This is a genomic window from Cellulophaga fucicola, assembly GCF_900119145.1.
In the GTDB taxonomy this organism is placed as follows: Bacteria; Bacteroidota; Bacteroidia; order Flavobacteriales; family Flavobacteriaceae; genus Cellulophaga; species Cellulophaga fucicola.
Genome location: NZ_FPIY01000004.1, coordinates 137,320 through 153,420, shown reverse-complemented (window position 1 = coordinate 153,420; position 16,101 = coordinate 137,320). Strand labels below are relative to the sequence as shown.

14 protein-coding genes and 1 tRNA gene are annotated in these 16,101 nt (G+C 31.2%); 6 read left to right on the top strand and 9 right to left on the bottom strand.

Going from position 1 to position 16,101, the window contains the following annotated elements; genetic code table 11:
- Positions 1 to 2: 2 nt before the first annotated feature.
- The gene (locus tag BT107_RS13705; RefSeq protein WP_072304391.1) at positions 3 to 614 is read right to left on the bottom strand and encodes a 50S ribosomal protein L25/general stress protein Ctc; all 612 of its coding nucleotides are present in this window, start codon (positions 612 to 614) and stop codon (positions 3 to 5) included.
- Between the two features lie 41 nt (positions 615 to 655).
- A complete protein-coding gene (locus tag BT107_RS13700) occupies positions 656 to 1,597 on the bottom strand; it encodes a ribose-phosphate pyrophosphokinase (RefSeq protein ID WP_072304536.1) in 942 nt (313 codons plus the stop codon).
- A gap of 162 nt (positions 1,598 to 1,759) precedes the next feature.
- On the opposite strand from BT107_RS13700, the gene BT107_RS13695 reads away from it, so the two are divergent.
- The 6 genes from BT107_RS13695 to BT107_RS13670 all read left to right on the top strand — a co-directional run bounded on the left by BT107_RS13695 (position 1,760) and on the right by BT107_RS13670 (position 8,823).
- Positions 1,760 to 1,839 (top strand) — tRNA-Leu (locus BT107_RS13695).
- 465 nt (positions 1,840 to 2,304) lie between these two features.
- Positions 2,305 to 2,979 carry a DUF6796 family protein gene (locus BT107_RS13690; RefSeq protein ID WP_072304390.1) on the top strand — a complete coding sequence of 225 codons (675 nt, stop codon included), beginning with the start codon at positions 2,305 to 2,307 and terminating at the stop codon, positions 2,977 to 2,979.
- Positions 2,972 to 4,633: a CRTAC1 family protein gene (locus tag BT107_RS13685; RefSeq protein ID WP_072304389.1), complete on the top strand. Its 1,662-nt coding sequence runs from the start codon at positions 2,972 to 2,974 to the stop codon at positions 4,631 to 4,633. Before BT107_RS13690 ends, BT107_RS13685 begins: the two co-directional genes overlap by 8 nt.
- Positions 4,630 to 4,893, top strand: a complete 264-nt coding sequence (locus BT107_RS13680) for a hypothetical protein (protein ID WP_072304388.1) — start codon at positions 4,630 to 4,632, stop codon at positions 4,891 to 4,893. Before BT107_RS13685 ends, BT107_RS13680 begins: the two co-directional genes overlap by 4 nt.
- Positions 4,894 to 4,895: 2 nt before the next feature.
- The gene (locus BT107_RS13675) at positions 4,896 to 5,279 is read left to right on the top strand and encodes a hypothetical protein (RefSeq protein ID WP_072304387.1); all 384 of its coding nucleotides are present in this window, start codon (positions 4,896 to 4,898) and stop codon (positions 5,277 to 5,279) included.
- The gene (locus tag BT107_RS13670) at positions 5,263 to 8,823 is read left to right on the top strand and encodes a metallophosphoesterase family protein (protein ID WP_072304386.1); all 3,561 of its coding nucleotides are present in this window, start codon (positions 5,263 to 5,265) and stop codon (positions 8,821 to 8,823) included. The genes BT107_RS13675 and BT107_RS13670 overlap by 17 nt, the downstream gene beginning before the upstream one ends.
- A gap of 94 nt (positions 8,824 to 8,917) precedes the next feature.
- Here the strand turns inward: BT107_RS13670 and BT107_RS13665 are convergent, their stop codons facing one another.
- From BT107_RS13665 to BT107_RS13635, 7 genes are all read right to left on the bottom strand, one after another.
- Positions 8,918 to 9,409, bottom strand: coding sequence for a hypothetical protein (locus BT107_RS13665; RefSeq protein ID WP_072304385.1), 492 nt, complete (start codon positions 9,407 to 9,409; stop codon positions 8,918 to 8,920).
- A 131-nt stretch (positions 9,410 to 9,540) separates the two neighbouring features.
- The gene (locus tag BT107_RS13660; protein WP_072304384.1) at positions 9,541 to 10,077 is read right to left on the bottom strand and encodes a hypothetical protein; all 537 of its coding nucleotides are present in this window, start codon (positions 10,075 to 10,077) and stop codon (positions 9,541 to 9,543) included.
- A gap of 34 nt (positions 10,078 to 10,111) precedes the next feature.
- Complete coding sequence (locus tag BT107_RS13655) at positions 10,112 to 11,851, bottom strand: WG repeat-containing protein (RefSeq protein WP_072304383.1); 1,740 nt, start codon at positions 11,849 to 11,851, stop codon at positions 10,112 to 10,114.
- Positions 11,851 to 13,122 carry a hypothetical protein gene (locus BT107_RS13650; protein WP_072304382.1) on the bottom strand — a complete coding sequence of 424 codons (1,272 nt, stop codon included), beginning with the start codon at positions 13,120 to 13,122 and terminating at the stop codon, positions 11,851 to 11,853. Before BT107_RS13650 ends, BT107_RS13655 begins: the two co-directional genes overlap by 1 nt.
- A gap of 16 nt (positions 13,123 to 13,138) precedes the next feature.
- Positions 13,139 to 13,612 (bottom strand): hypothetical protein, encoded by a 474-nt coding sequence (locus BT107_RS13645; protein ID WP_072304381.1) that lies wholly within the window; start codon positions 13,610 to 13,612, stop codon positions 13,139 to 13,141.
- A 196-nt stretch (positions 13,613 to 13,808) separates the two neighbouring features.
- A complete protein-coding gene (locus BT107_RS13640; protein WP_072304380.1) occupies positions 13,809 to 14,753 on the bottom strand; it encodes a retropepsin-like aspartic protease in 945 nt (314 codons plus the stop codon).
- 161 nt (positions 14,754 to 14,914) lie between these two features.
- A complete protein-coding gene (locus BT107_RS13635; RefSeq protein WP_072304379.1) occupies positions 14,915 to 15,970 on the bottom strand; it encodes a restriction endonuclease in 1,056 nt (351 codons plus the stop codon).
- Positions 15,971 to 16,101: the final 131 nt, after the last annotated feature.

Genomic DNA, 16,101 nt, shown 5'->3' with positions numbered 1-16,101 from the left:
ATTTATTCAGCAGCAGCTTCAGTAGCTTCTCCCTCTTCTTCTTCTTCGTCATCATCTGCAGCAACAACGTTACGAGATGATTTAACTTGTACAACAACTGTGTTTTCTGGGTGTAAAATAGAAAATTCATCATTTAATAATGAAGAAACTGCTATGTTACCACCAATTTTTAATTTGTTGATATCGATATCAAAGAAATCTGGTAATTTAGCTGGTAAAGCTTTTATAGTAAGCTTTCTTTTTCTAAATAATAATCTACCACCATTTCTTACCCCTGGAGAGTTACCTACTAAACGAACAGGGATATCCATAGTTACCGCTTTATCATCAAATAATTGGTAAAAATCTACGTGTATAATTCTGTCTGATACTGGGTGAAACTGAATGTCTTGTATAACTGCATTCACTTTTTCTCCGTTTTCCAAATCTATCACAACTGTGTGTGCGTTTGGAGTGTACACTAAATCTTTGAACGCTAGTTCTGGTGCTGAAAAATGTAGTGGTTGTTTTCCTCCGTATACTACGCAAGGAACCATTCCAGCATTACGTAAGGCTTTAGTTGCTTTTTTGCCCACGCTTTCTCTTTGTGATCCTGTAATTGTAATTGACTTCATTGTATATATTTAATTAATATTCAAAATTAATGTATTAGCTCTTACATTAAAAATTTAGAGCTAATAGATGTGTTGTTATGTACTCTGTTCATAACATCTGCAAATAAATCTGCACATCCTACGACCTTTACTTTTGGACTTTGTTTCTTTAACGGAATTGAATCTGTTACGATAAGTTCTAAAAGCTTAGATTTTTCTATTTTCTCGTATGCATCACCAGATAAAAGAGCGTGCGTTGTAATAGCTCTAACGCTAAGTGCACCTCTTTCCATCATTAGATCTGCTGCTTTTGTAAGTGTACCAGCGGTATCTACCATATCATCTACAAGAACAACATTTTTACCTTCTACATTACCAATTAACTCCATATGAGAAATTATATTGGCTTTCTCTCTTTGTTTGTAACAGATAACAACATCACTTTCTAATGCTTTAGAGTATGCGTAAGCCCTTTTAGAGCCACCCATATCCGGAGAAGCAATTGTTAAGTTGTCTAGTTTTAAACTTTTTAAGTATGGTAAAAATAAAGTAGATGCAAATAAGTGATCTACTGGCTTCTCAAAAAATCCTTGAATTTGATCTGCATGCAAGTCCATTGTAATAATTCTAGTTGCACCAGCTGTTTCTAGCATTTTAGCTATTAGTTTAGCAGCAATTGGTACTCTAGGTTTGTCTTTACGGTCTTGTCTTGCCCATCCAAAATACGGCATAACAGCTGTTATATGTCTTGCAGATGCTCTTTTTGCAGCGTCTAACATTAATAACATTTCCATTAAGTTTTCAGAACTTGGGTTTGTAGACCCAATTATAAAAACTCTTGCGCCACGAACAGACTCTTCAAAAGAAGGCTGAAACTCACCGTCACTGTATCTAGAGAATTTTACTTGACCTATATCTGATCCAAATGATTTGGCAATTTTTTCAGCTAAAGCAGTACTTTGTGTACAGGCAAAAATTTTAGGTACTGGGACCGTGTATGTCATAGTTGTATTGTTGTTTTCTATGTTGTTTGTTTTCAAGGCGTTAAAGCCTTTGTTCTAAACGAGGTGCAAATTTAAAAATTTATTTTGCATGCTAAAGGATAATTGTCCTTATTTTTTGCGAAAAACAATAAATTTATTTTATTTTTGCAATCCGTTACAAATGCTCGAGTGGCGGAACTGGTAGACGCGCTGGATTCAAAATCCAGTTCTTCGGAGTGTGGGTTCGATTCCCACCTCGAGTACTAAAAAAAGCCTTGATAGAAATATCAAGGCTTTTTTATTTTTAAATAACTTATACCGTTAGGGTTTATAGTCGATGCAAAAAATAGTTTACATAACTAGAAGTGCTATAGGTGCTTATTTTTAGTGCTTTTATCTACATCTACAGAGCTGTTTTTAATACAGTAATTTTGTTACAATTAGTAATGTTCTAAATGCTTTTTTAAAAAGGAAGGGAAATATTTTTATTTGTGTCTTACTTTAGATATTGAAGAATATTTTTTTTATTAGACACAGATCGTATTGATTTTCAAAGTATAAGATCAAATTTTGATTTTCGTTTTTGAGTTAATTTGAAATTGTTTTCGTACAAATTAAATTATTATTTTACTGGTTTAACGCTTACTATTCTATCAGCTTTCTTTTTTATTTTATTGTTTGTTGCAAGTATTCTTAGAATTTTTCGTCAAAACTATTAAACCAAACCAATGAAAACAAAAAAGACCATTAAATTACTTGGATATTTAGGATTAATCGGTTCTATATTGGTGGGTGTTGGAGAATATCTTCTTCATTATTCGCCAAATATTTTAGGTCACGCAGAGAACTACGAATTCTTTGCCTTTGTGTCGTTAAATCATATGACTCTTGGCCATTTTTTCGCAGTCATAGGCCTCCCTTTTTACTTTGCAGGATACCTACATATTTATCAGATGTTAAAACCTGGTAATGAAACTTTAGCAAGAATGGTTCTTGGTATAGGTTTTATAGCCTTTGCTGTTGGCGGTGTTTGGATTGGTTCTAGAGCTTCAGTAGGAAACATTGTACATTTAAAAGAATCTATTAATGCGGAAGCGTATAGTAATCTATTAGCACATTATACGAGACATATGGAAGTTTTGGTGCAAGCCCTAAGGATAATAGTAGCATTACTTTCTGTTGTTTTTGTTATTGCTATTCTAAAAGGAGGCACTTATTATAAAAAATGGATGGCGATTTTTAGCCCCATAGTAGTGCTAATTACTTTAGCAGTAAGTGGTATGGCAATTCCGGTCATAGGTCAACATACTCTTCCAATTCTTATGAATATTACACATTTTATACTTTTTAGTCTATCACTATATCAACTTAATAACCTTTTTAAAACTATAAAAAATGATTAAATTTTTTTTAAAATTAATAGGACTATTGGCTTTTTTAATGGTCGTAATGGTACTTTTTAGATTCTGGAGAGATGCCACCTCTGATAAATATGATGTAAGTATTGAATCAAGTAAAATTCCTAGATTCACAAGTGTTCCATTAGATTTTATTCATAAGTATACTGGTGAAAAATCACTTCCATTAGCTCCTTCTGCTCTTATAGATATTGACAATGATAATATTGATGAGGTTTTCTTTGGAGGGGGGTTAACCCAAGAAGATGCCATTTACGCATATCGTAATAACGAATTTGTATTAATTTCAGATGAAGTTGGGTTACCAAAAAAAGGAAGCAACACAGCATCATTAGGAGTTGTTTCGGGAGATATGGACAATAACGGGTTTACCGATCTAATTATTGGTCGCGAAGATGGTTTACGTATCTATTATAATGATGGTGAAAAATTTACAGAGAAACTGGTTGAAACACCTATGAATGTGAAATCCAGTCCAGCAGGAATTACGCTTGGAGATATTGATAAAGACGGAGATTTGGATATTTTTTTAGCCACCTACCTTAAAAAGGAACTAATGGAAGGACAAAACATTTTTGAACGCTATGATTATGGTGCCACAAGTGAGTTATTATTAAATAACGGTGACAATACTTTTAAGAGTATTACTAAAGCCGCAGGCTTAGACTACATACATAATACCTTTCAGGGGGTTTTAGTAGATATTGACAATGACTCTTGGTTAGATCTTGTTGTAGTTCATGATACTGGCGAAGCTAGAACTTATAAAAACAATGGAGACTTAACATTTACGATGAAAGAGAATCCGTTAACGGGTAAGTTTGCTTACCCAATGGGACTAGCTGTAGGTGATTATAATAATGACGGATTGGTAGATTTTATGTTTTCTAATGTTGGTACGACTGCCCCAAATTTTATGGCAAGCGGTGACATTAAGGATAAATCCCTTTTTAATGATAAATGGATTCTTTTTAAGAATGAAGGGAATTTTAAATTTACTGATGCTGCGGAAGATGCTAAAATTGCAGGATACGAGTTTTCTTGGGGATGCACTTTTGCTGATATGAATAATGACGGACTGCAAGATTTGTTGGTGGCTGAGAACTATGTAGATTTTCCTTTTAGTAAAATATTTAAACTTCCAGGGCGATTACTGATTCAAAAAGAAGACCACACCTTTGTGCCAACAGAATCTGAAAGTGGTGTTGAAAATCCGTTTTATGGTATTACAGCCCTTGTTAGTGATTTTAATACTGATGGTCATTTAGATATAATTTGGACTAATATCGACGGTCCTTCAAATGCTTTTATCAACAAAGGAAATTCCAACAATTTTGTACAGGTAGATTTAGCTGATGCGGCAGAAGCAATGGGTGCAAAAGTTACCGTTGTTACGTCAGAAGGAACTTTTACAGATTGGTTGGTAACTGGTGAGGGCTTAGTGAGTGATCAAACTGCATTACTTCATTTTGGATTAGGTAAAACTCAGCATATCGATAAAATAACGGTAGCCTATTCAAATGGAGATAAAGACGAGATTATTTCGCCTAAAATTAATTCGGTTGTAGATGTTATTAAAGAACGTAATCTACAAATGGCAAATGATACTGTAGTAACAACCTTGAAAGCAAAAAAATGATAGAATTTCTAAAAAGAATGTTCAATAAAAGACCAGACGAATTGGATAAAGTTCCTGAAGGTGTTTGTCTTAATTGTTGGGGTGACCAAGAATACGGAAACGTAGTTCGTGAAAAATATAAGGATCTACAGATTGAAGTTAATAATCACAGTAGTAAATATACTTTTATTCAAAATTTTGTGGTTACGCATTTAACAGGTATACAGCTAAAAAGTAAGGTTAGCGGTCTAGAGTATACCCACTTGTCATATAACCGCTAAAAATGAAAGCTAGTACTACTTTATTCTGGGTTATAAATATGCTATTCCTCATCGGGCTTTTTGGTGCGGGTAGTCTAGTTATTACAGAATTTACAACAGGTGATGGCTGCCCCAAATTTGGGGCTGTGCCCGCCTGTTTAATCATTCTAATATGTTTTATACTTCCCTTTATTTCGCATTTGTTTAAAAAATGGAATCTCATTTATTTCTTATTTACCGGTATTGCAGCACTAATTGCTTTAGTGGCATCGGTAATGCAATTTATAAGTAATGCAGAATGCCCTAAAACTGATTTAGGAATACCTATGTGTTATATATCATTACTAATTTTCACAGCACTTATCATCCTTAAAAAAACTCAACTAAACTATGTCAGCAGTAAATAACCACATAAAGAAAATCAATATTTATAGAAGACTATTCAATTCCATTTTTATAGTTTGTACATTGGTTTTTAGTTTAAATAGTTCTGCTCAAGAAATAGAGAAATCAATTTTTATTACAGCAAATACTGGTAATACACTAAATACAGAAGTACTATCTCAAATAGCAAAAGATGCTGCATCTACAGAAAAAGCCTTGTTATTAATACTTGGAAATGCAACACCAAAAAAAGTATTTAAGAAAGAAATTGATAAACAATTACGCGTAATAGCATCACTAAAAAAAGATGTGGTGTTTATTCCTGGAAGTAACGAATGGAATCTAGATGGGATAAAAGGATTAGAAAATATTGAGGAATATGTTGAAAAAAATAGCAATGCCAAATTTTACCCAAATGATGGTGAGCCAATTAAGAAATATAATGTTTCTAAAAATATTGTATTAATTACGATAGACTCGCAATGGTATCTGGAAGATTGGAATCAACAAATTTATATTAATGAATCGTCTGAAATTAAAAATAGAAATCTATTCTTTTTAGAGTTTGAAAACCAAATAAAAAAAGCACAAGGGAAAATAAAAATTATAGCCATTCATCATCCAATTGAAACACTTACAAAACAGGGTTTAATAGGTAATACGGCAGCACCATCAATACATAACTATCAAAACAAGCAATACAAATCTTTAAGAAAGCGATTAAAGACTATTGCAAGATTAAATGAAGATATTATTTTTATTTCGGGTCACGATCAAAACCTTCAATATATAAACAAAAGAGTTCCGCAAATTATAAGTGGTGCAGCAGGAGCTACTGAAAATGTAAAAAAAGCTAAAGATGGTAGTTTTGCTACAGCACAAAACGGATATTCAAGATTAGATATTGATATAAACGGAAAAGTTACAGTTCACTTTTTTACAGTGGAAGAAGGTGAATCAAAAGCAGTATTTGAAACTGTAATTTTTAAAGGCAAAAAGGAAGGTACCTCAGTCAGTTTTTCACCTAAAAGTACTTTTTTAAAAAGAAAAGAAGCATCGGTTTACACTAAAGAAGCTACTACAAAAAGTGGTTTTTATAAAGGGCTTTGGGGAGAACATTACAGAGAGTACTATAGCAAATATGTAAACGCTAAAGTAGTTTTTTTAGATACACTTATGGGTGGCTTAACACCTGTTAAACGTGGAGGAGGACAACAATCAAAATCATTGAGATTAGAAGACAGTTCAGGAAGACAATTTGTAATGCGAGCCCTTAAAAAAAGTACAATAAAGTTTTTGCAAGCCAATGCATTTCAGGATGTATATATAGGAGATGCCTTAGATGGTACGGTAGTAGATAAGTTTTTAGCAGATTTTTATACAACCTCTCATCCTTACACTCCTTTTGCTATTGGTGATTTGGCTGATGCAATTGATGTATCACACACTAACCCTGTACTGTATTATATACCCAAACAAAATACACTTGGCGTTTACAATGATGAGTTTGGTGATGAACTGTATATGATAGAGGAACATGTTGGTGATACCCAAGTAGGAGCACAGAGTTTTGGTAATCCTAAAAAAATTCTGAGTACTGCAGATGTTTTGCAAGAGATTAACAAATCAGGAAAATCTGTTGTAGATGAGCCTTCTTATATAAGAGCACGTTTATTTGATATGCTACTTGGAGATTGGGATAGACACGAAGATCAATGGAGATGGGCATTATTTAAGAACGAAGATGGGACCGAATATTGCAAACCTATTCCTAGAGATCGTGATCAGGCATTTTCAAAGTATGATGGTAGCTTAATTTCCGTACTTACTAGAATTGTTCCTGGACTTAGAAAAATGCAATCATATGATGAAGACCTTAGAAGTGCTAAATGGTTTGCAACCTCACCATACCACCTAGATTTAACCTTAATTGACAACTCTGACTGGGAAGAATGGGAGAAACAGACCAAATATATTCAGACAAACATTACAGACGATATTATAGAAAAAGCCTTTAATGCAATACCAGAAGAAATTAAAGGTGAAACTATTGAAGACATTAAAATAAAACTAAAAGGTAGACGCGATAATTTGATGAAAATTGCACGTGAATATTATAGTTATCTAAATAAATTTGAAGTAATAACCGGAACTCAAAAAGGAGATGACTTCAAAATTACACGTTTTCCTAATGGAAAGACTACTGTAGAGATACAAAGAAAAGATTTAGGTCTCCTAAACAGAACTTTTACTAAAGAGGTAACCAAGGAAATTTGGATATACGGTCTTGACGGTAAAGATACATTTGTTGTAGAAGGAGATGGGACTAATTTAATTCCTGTAAAAATTATTGGAGGTAAAAAAAATGATACTTACGACTTTAAAAATACTCGTAAGGTAAAATTATACGATTATGATGGTAAAGATAATACGATAGTAAATAAGGCATCTAAAAAATGGTTGGTAGATGATTATGACATAAATAATTATGATCACCGAAAAGTTAAACATAATTTTAATCAATTATTACCTATTATTGCTTTTAATCCTGATGATGGCCTAAAAGTAGGAATTCAAAATACGAATACTTTTTATGGTTTACAGCGTAATCCTTTTACACAGAAACATTTAATAAGTGCTGCTTATTATACAAGCACCTCTGGTTTTGACTTGGCCTATAAAGGGGAGTTTTCTAACATTTTTCACAAGTGGAATTTTGGTGTAGAAGGGCGATATACTAGCCCTAATTTTTCGGAAAACTTTTTTGGTTTCGGTAATGAGAGTACATATGATAAAGATGAGGTAGAGCTAGATTTTAATCGAGTGCGTCTGAAGCAATGGAATGCTGCTATCTCTTTAGTGTATCGTGGCGATAACGGAGGAGCATTTCATGTAAAAACATTATTAGAATCTTTTGAGGTTGAAAACACAACAGATAGATTTATAAATGATCCCATAAACGTACCTCTAAGTAGTACTATTTTTGAAAAACAAACATATGCAGGTGGAGAATTGACTTATGAATTTGAAAACAAAGATAATCCTGCGTTTCCTACCTTAGGAATGGACCTTAAACTTACCACAGGTTATAAAACAAATATTGGAAATAGCACTGCGGAAAACAGTTTTGGGTACCTTATACCAGAATTAGCAATAAATCATAAATTAGATAGCAACGGCTCTTTAATATTAGCCACAAAAGTTGCTGGAGAATTGATAATAGGTGATAATTTTGAATTTTACCACGGTGCGCAAATTGGTGGAGTTAATGGTTTAAGAGGTTTTAGAAACGAACGCTTTATAGGGAAACAATCTTTTTATCAAAATACAGATTTAAGGTTAGCATTAGGAGGATTAAAAACTAGTGTAATTCCGATACGTTTTGGGGTTACTGGTAGTTATGATTATGGTCGTGTATGGTTAAAAAACGATACTTCTGATAATTGGCACAATAGCTATGGAGGCTCTTTATGGATAAGTGGAGTAGATGCTATTACTGCTAACATAGGGTATTTTAATAGTGCAGATGGAGGCAGAGTTGTCTTTGTTCTTGGATTTGCGTTTTAGATAAAGCAGCTTCTGTAAAAAATAAAGGTAGTTCTCTAATTATAATTCTTAAAAAGCCTTGATAGAAATATCAAGGCTTTTTAAGTTTTTTGACTTATTCTGTTATAAATATTAAAGATATTTTATAGTTGTCTTTGTCTCCACTAGCAAATACCATTCTGTTTTCTGTTAGTTCTATAAGTTGTAAGGTAAAAGAAGTACTTTTAACAAGATTGTTGGTAATTTCGCCCCTAATTATAGTTATATATAAATGCCCTTCATCTTCATAAAAACTATATTCTGCTTCAGCAATTTCGTTATCTCCGTAGTAGCAATTTTCTAACCCCGTAACTACTTCTATAATTCCGTCTGGTTTAAAAGTGTAAATGTCATCTACAAGACAATCATTTTGTTCACTTTTTTGCTTGGAATTGTAATCAACATAATACGCTTCTAATTTCCAGGTTTTAGAGTTGTTATTGTGTAAAATAGTTAAATCTTCTGACGAGTATAGTTCTTGGCTGGCATCATCATCATCATCACTACTGCAAGAAGCTGTAATTATTAAAATTAATAATGATAAGATTGGCAATTTTAGATTGTTCATGAAATGACACTTTTTTGTTCTGATTCACTACTCCAATTACCATACCATTTTTACATCTTTTATATTATTTTGCTTCTTTTTTTATAAGTGAATATACCTACCTCTAGTATTAAAAAGCCTTGATAGAAGTATCAAGGCTTTTTTTCTTTAACGGTATTGTATTTATTAGCATAAAAACTGATGAAATATCTTGTTTCTATTAGTGTGTTATTTTTATAGATCTCATCTTTTGTTGGAGTTGCAGAGATTTTATCAATATATCTTATTTTTTTTAATTTATTTTTAGAACCATAAAATGCTGTTTTAACATTACGCCCATCTTCCTGATAATGAATAACTACTAAATCTCCATTGTTTTTGTAGTAATAAGATTTAGAATTATACATTGCTCCTTTGTATTCATCTTCTTTATCTGGGTATTTTATGGTGTATAGTCCTTCTTTTATTAATTGTTTTTTGTCGTTGTAAATAATATAATAAGTACTGTCTTTAGGGTTAAGTTGCTTATATCTTGTAGCTGCTTTTGGCTTACTACAAGGTCTGTGCGCCATATAATCTATCCTCTCAAAAGCAAGTTCATCATTTTGATATACTTTTAAAGTATCTATCTTTTGAGAAAAGGTTTTATTTAACCCTAAAATAAATAGTACTACCAGCGCTTTTTTCATAGAATGTAATTAGCTACTTTATATGCTACTAAGTTTAGTTTTCTAACAATTCTCCTTTGTAGTTGTATTTTGTTCTTCCAAAATCAAAACTATAAATTCTTTTTCCTTCATCGTCCTCTCTTTGGTAATCTAGATCGTCTTGTTTAGTATCTAGTAATACTTTTCCGTTTAGATCAATTAACTTATAAGTGCCGTTAAACTCTACAGTAGTTATGCCTTCTTCAAAATCTCTTGCATCGTCATATTTAAAAGGAATTACTATTTTCCCTTTACTATTCATAAAACCTATTTTAGAGTTACTATCTTTTACTACAATTCTGTCTTCAACTATTTCGTCATTAATTTCAGCAAGACCAGGAACAAGAGTACCATTAGCTTTATCGTCTAAAATATAATATTTTTTGTCACTAGTAATTCCAAATAATAAATCGCCAACTTCTTCTATAAGCCAGTAAGATCTTGATTTTAAAGGCTTGTAATCTGAAGAGTAAAGAATGTAGTCCTCATTTTCTTGTTCAGGTAGTATACCAACAAGGCCGTTATTAAAAGCTTCTACACTGTAAACTAAAAGTGTGTCTAGTTTTTTTTCAGCTTTATTTAAGTAATAAAAGTGATCATAGTCTTCATAAAAGTTACTTCCAATACTTTCTAAACCTTCAGCTCCTTTTATTGTTATTTTAGGTTCTCCCTTATTGTTTAAAAATACAATTGCATCTTCTGTTTGCATAGCAATTAGTGCATCATTTTCTCTAATTGGTTCGTGGTTATATGCTGTAAATGTTTTTTCCTCGGTTTCTGTAGCTTTTTTAAAAAATAATTTCACGCTTTTTACATTACCGTAATAGTAATATTGTTTGTGAAAAATACCATCATTATCATTAAAGAAATCTACATTAGATAGGTTGTCTTTTAAATATTCTTGAAGCTCGGCAGTATCTTTAAAATCATCATTATTTAATTTTTTTTGTAGTTTTTTAAAGTAACCTAGCATTTCTGTAAGTATATCTTCTTCATCCCCAGGCGCAACACCATTGTTAGAGTATCCGCTACGGTCTAGGACTTTACCTTCATCATTATGCCCTTGTACTTTTGTGGGAGATGCAATTGTATCACTTAACGTAAAATAAATATAATTGCCTTCTGCTTTTATAAAGTTAATTTCTCCTCCTTTATATTGTACTGTTGGGTTTTCTGATGAAATTTCAACTACATCATAATCTTTAATATAATCTACTTTAAATGTAATATCTATGCTGTCTATAGGTTTTGTTTTTCCCCAACTCTCATTAAAATTAAAGTCTACCTCATAATCTTCAATACTATCTGTGCGTACCTCGCCATCATGATAGTATATCTTTTTAGGAATAAATGCTTGCGTAACACCTTGGCCAAGTTTTATAGGGTCTTTTGTATCGTTATTGGTGCCTATAAATTGCAATTCACTTTTATAGTCGCTATAAGTTTGCGAAAATCTAACATTTTTAAACTGCTTAAGAGCTTTATTTATACCTGTGGTATCTACTTTAAATGGCTCTTCGTATTTTTCATCTTCTTTATTAATTGTTTTAATATCATTAGAAAATGAGCCATTAAAGAATTTAGTCATAGACTCAAATTGCTTAATATTGGTGTTTACTTCTTCTTTAATTTCCTCTAAAGGTTTATTATCTAAAGCAGCTACAAACTCATTTAATTCTGTGTTATCTTTAGATTGATTTTTAGTACAACTTGCTATGGTTAAGAGTACTGTAATTAGATATATTATGTTTTTCATTATCTTATTATTTTTAGCTCGTTAGACCCTTTAGGTAGGTATAAAAAATTATTAAAAGCATTATGATAACCTTTGCCAGTTAAAATGATCATATCTGACTTGTCTTTTGCGTAGGTGTAAATTAATTTGCCACCAGCATTAAATTCAATTTCAAAATCTTTTGCTACCGTGTACTTATATGTATTTAGTAAAATGCTTAAGTAAGCCTCCCATTCATTACGTGCTGTTTCAAAATTGGTGTCAAAATCTAACTGTTGCATTTCAAAATCTTTTTGATAAAACAAGTCGTTAATAGCTTGCTCATCATTTGCTAAAATGGCATTTCCTAACTTGGTGTATAACGCAATTACTTTTTCTTTTAAATCCTTATTGTTTCTTAAATCCGTGCCATTTGTCCAAGCTTCTGGGTAATATGGTAATGTGGAGTTAAAGTCTATTTTAAGATTTACTGGGATATTATTTCTAATACTTGTTTTTTCTATTTCTTTAACAACCTCTTTTGTGCTATTATCTATAATTTGTATTGAAAAACTAGGGTCTTCATAATAAGTATTTGGTTCTTTTTTTATGCTTTTATCTTTAGTTTTTGCAGTTAATTTTATGGAAGAATTTGGACCAGTAATATAATTATTTAAACTAAAGGACTCTGAATTAGAGTTATGAGAAACGTTAACATCGTTTATACTAATATCAAAAACACTGTTGTAAGACTTTATATTTAGTAGGTATTTAGGCGCTGTATCAAAAACCTTAACCTTACTATGTATTTTTGCTAAAGGAATAGTATAAAGAGGATTATATTTAATAGTTAGCCTGCCATAATCTTTATTGCCAAATGCAGCTAAATGTTTACCGTTTATAAAATTAATTTCTAGTTCTTTATTTTCAATTTCATCTTTCCATTCAAACTCAATATCATCGCCAAAACCTTCAGCTGGGTTTGTCAAGCCTTTTTCGGTCTCTAAAACTTCAAGTAATTTTTTTCCAGAAAAATTAACAGTGTCTGTTGTAAGTAGCGTGTAATTATCTGTAATTGTGGCAGTTTTTATGGGTACACCAGCATAGTGCATTCCTTTTAGTGTAATATCATGATTACTAGATGTGCTGTCTATATCCTCTTCTATATTTTCTAATTGCATTTTAGCAATTAACGCCTTTGTTTCAGAATTAGATTTTACTTTAGCAAAGTCGTATCTAGGAGTAGCAACGCTGTCACAAGAAATAAATGTAGTGCAGACAGTTAAAAGAAGTAATATTATAAAGTTTTTCATTAGTTGAAATTTAATATTATTGTTGTTTTAAGGTTATTTCAAAATCTTCAAAATCTTTAAATTGACCTAGTGTTTGTTCATCCTCTTCTTCTAAATTAATAGTAAGCGTTATAAGCTTGTCGTTGGTTTCCCAGTTATGCTTAATTCTGCTGTCTGTTACATTGGTTTCTGCAACACCGTAAAGCTCAATTAGTTTATTTTTAATTTTATTATAATCTGCTTTCTCATCAAAAGGTGTAATGTCTATGTTGGTACCACTCCAGCCACTACTAAATTTTACTTTGTTAATAATAACACCGTAAAGCCTTAAAAAGCGCTCGTCATTAAATTCTAAATCGCCATATTCTAGATCAAAGGGAATACCTTTAAAGTGGTCTTTTATATCGGTTTTAATAGTAACGTCTTCAATATTTTTTATGAGTCCTTTATAGTCTACCTGCGCATAGCTAAATAGGCTTGTTAGTAGAAAAAGTATTGTTAGTTTTTTCATATTTATTGTATAGTTTTTGTTAGAACAACAGTATATAACAACGCAAACATACCATTAGATATGCTTGGTTAAATTAACGAATCTATATTCGTACTTGTTTAATGTATATTTGGAAAATAGGCTATTCTAGAGAAGTGTTGGTTGGCTTTGGGTTTTACTTGTTTTTTTGCTTCAGTTCTTTTTTGTGCGTAGGCTTTTATTCAGAGTTAGTGTTTTCTTTATTTTCTATTAACTTTATTTTTTTACTATTCCAATTTAGAATAACTCGATAATTTTTAAAAAAATCTAAACCAAACCTACGACTCAAATATTGCTCTGAATATACTTTTTGGTTTTTTAAAATAGTATTTCCGAATTCTAATTCATTAACAATTCCTGTGTAAGATATTCTTGCGTTATCTTGTTTTCCATAAATTCCAATAGCACCGCTTGTTTTAGATTCTGTAAAATTTGAAATTAGACCATTTTCTTTTTGCTTTTTAAATTCGGAAAAAGGTATAACTACATCTCCATTATAGCCAAAATCGACATCAAAATTCCAAACTTTTTCACCATTTATCTTACAAGCAATAGAAGGTATTCCTGCATAACCAATAAATAACTTATTTTCAATTATTTTTTCAGGTAAGCTTAATTTCGATTCATTGTCCGTTATAATAATTTGTTTCTTATCAAAATCAATATCCCAAATAGCGTGTTGCATTAAACTTGAACCAATAAATCCGTCAATATTGAGAGAAGACCACATTGGTGTTGAATTAAAATCATTTATTAAGGCTACTGTTTCAACAAAATCTATTTTTCCAATTCCAATAGATTCTATTCTAGTATATTGGTTAGTTTGTTTTTTATTAAAAACATCAGAAACATTTACAGAGTCAATAATTTTCAAATTTAAACTTTCAGCAAGTTCTTTTGACACAAGAGTTGGCGTCCCAGTATCAAAAAGAAAATTATAGTTTTTATTATTTATTTCTACAGGAACAATTATCCAACCATTTTTAATTTCGAAAGGTAAAGTAACTTTAAAGTTTTCTTGTTTTGTTTTTCCTTCTTTAAAGTATTTTACTGCTTTGCTAGTTGCACAACTACTTATTAAAATTAATATTATTGAATAAATAAATACTCTTGTTTTGTTCATATATTACAATTTTGTAAATGCTGTTTTTAGCTTACGCACAACGTGTTTGTGTATGATTTCGTTGCGTGTTTCAGCGACTAATTTAGCAAATACAAACCAAATAGAAAATCCGCGAGGATTTTCGTAAGTAGGCGAGTACTAGCAATGAATTATACACGGTGTTATGCACTGAAATTTTTTAAATATTTCTTGTAATCATTCACAATTTCGTCTTGAGTATTATTCGTCAATTCGGAAATTTTTTCAGGTTTGAAATCTTTAATTATTCTAATCTCGGTTTCTTCAGAATCGAAAATTTCAAATGCAAGGTCTTCGTAAATGACAAATAAGTAAGAACCTATTTTCCACTTTTCTTGGTCTTGTTTATGGTTTAAATGCAAATCATAATGTTGAAAATTGTATTTGACCATTTCGTGAATATTATCCTCGTCATTAAGCCAAAACATTTCTTCAAACATTCCAGTTCCGCCAAGAATATCATAGTCATCTTTATATGCCTCAAAAGATTTTAATGATGTATTGTCAACTGAATTTTTTAAATGCTCTAATACTGGATAAATAATAGTTTCATCAAAATCTCCATAATGTTCATTACGGCTTTCAAATAGATTGAATTGATTGTAAAAATTAAACAAGATAAAACCTATTTCATTATTATCTAATTTCGCTAAATCAATATTCTCCGAGATTTCCTTTAAAAATTCAAAACTTGGATTAATATTAAATTTAGTTTTGTAGTCTTTGACATCATTAAATAGTTGTTCGTATCTATTGAGTGAAAAATATCGTTCTATAAGTTCAGGATATTTTAAAAGTCTATTTTTTAAATCTTCTCCCTCAATTATGACTATTTCATATTGCTTTTGCGGGTCAATTTTTTCAAGCCAAGTTCTAGCATTATTTGTCAAATAGGAACTTATGAAAAATACAAGGTAATCTGGTTGTTCAGCATCAGCCCAAGTTATTTTAGAACTAATATCAGCAGGTGGAACACCACCAGAAGTATAACGTTTACATTCAAAAAACCATTTAGTTTCTGAATTTTTAATCGTATTACGAAAAAGATAATTTCCTTCAATATCTCTTCCATTATCTGCGCCTCCTTCTCTCCAAATTAGGTTATGAAAATTATATGTTACTAGTAAGTCATAACATAGATTTTCAAATGCTCTTGGTGTTATTTGGTCAAATTTTATGTCTTCTAAAGTATATTTCAATTACGTGCTGTTTTTTTGTGCATAACGTGTTTGTGTATGAGTTAGTTGCGTGATTTAAGGAACTAAGTTAGCAAATAAATCACAGATAGAATATTCCGCAGGAATGTTCGTAAGTAGGCTTAAAACAAGCA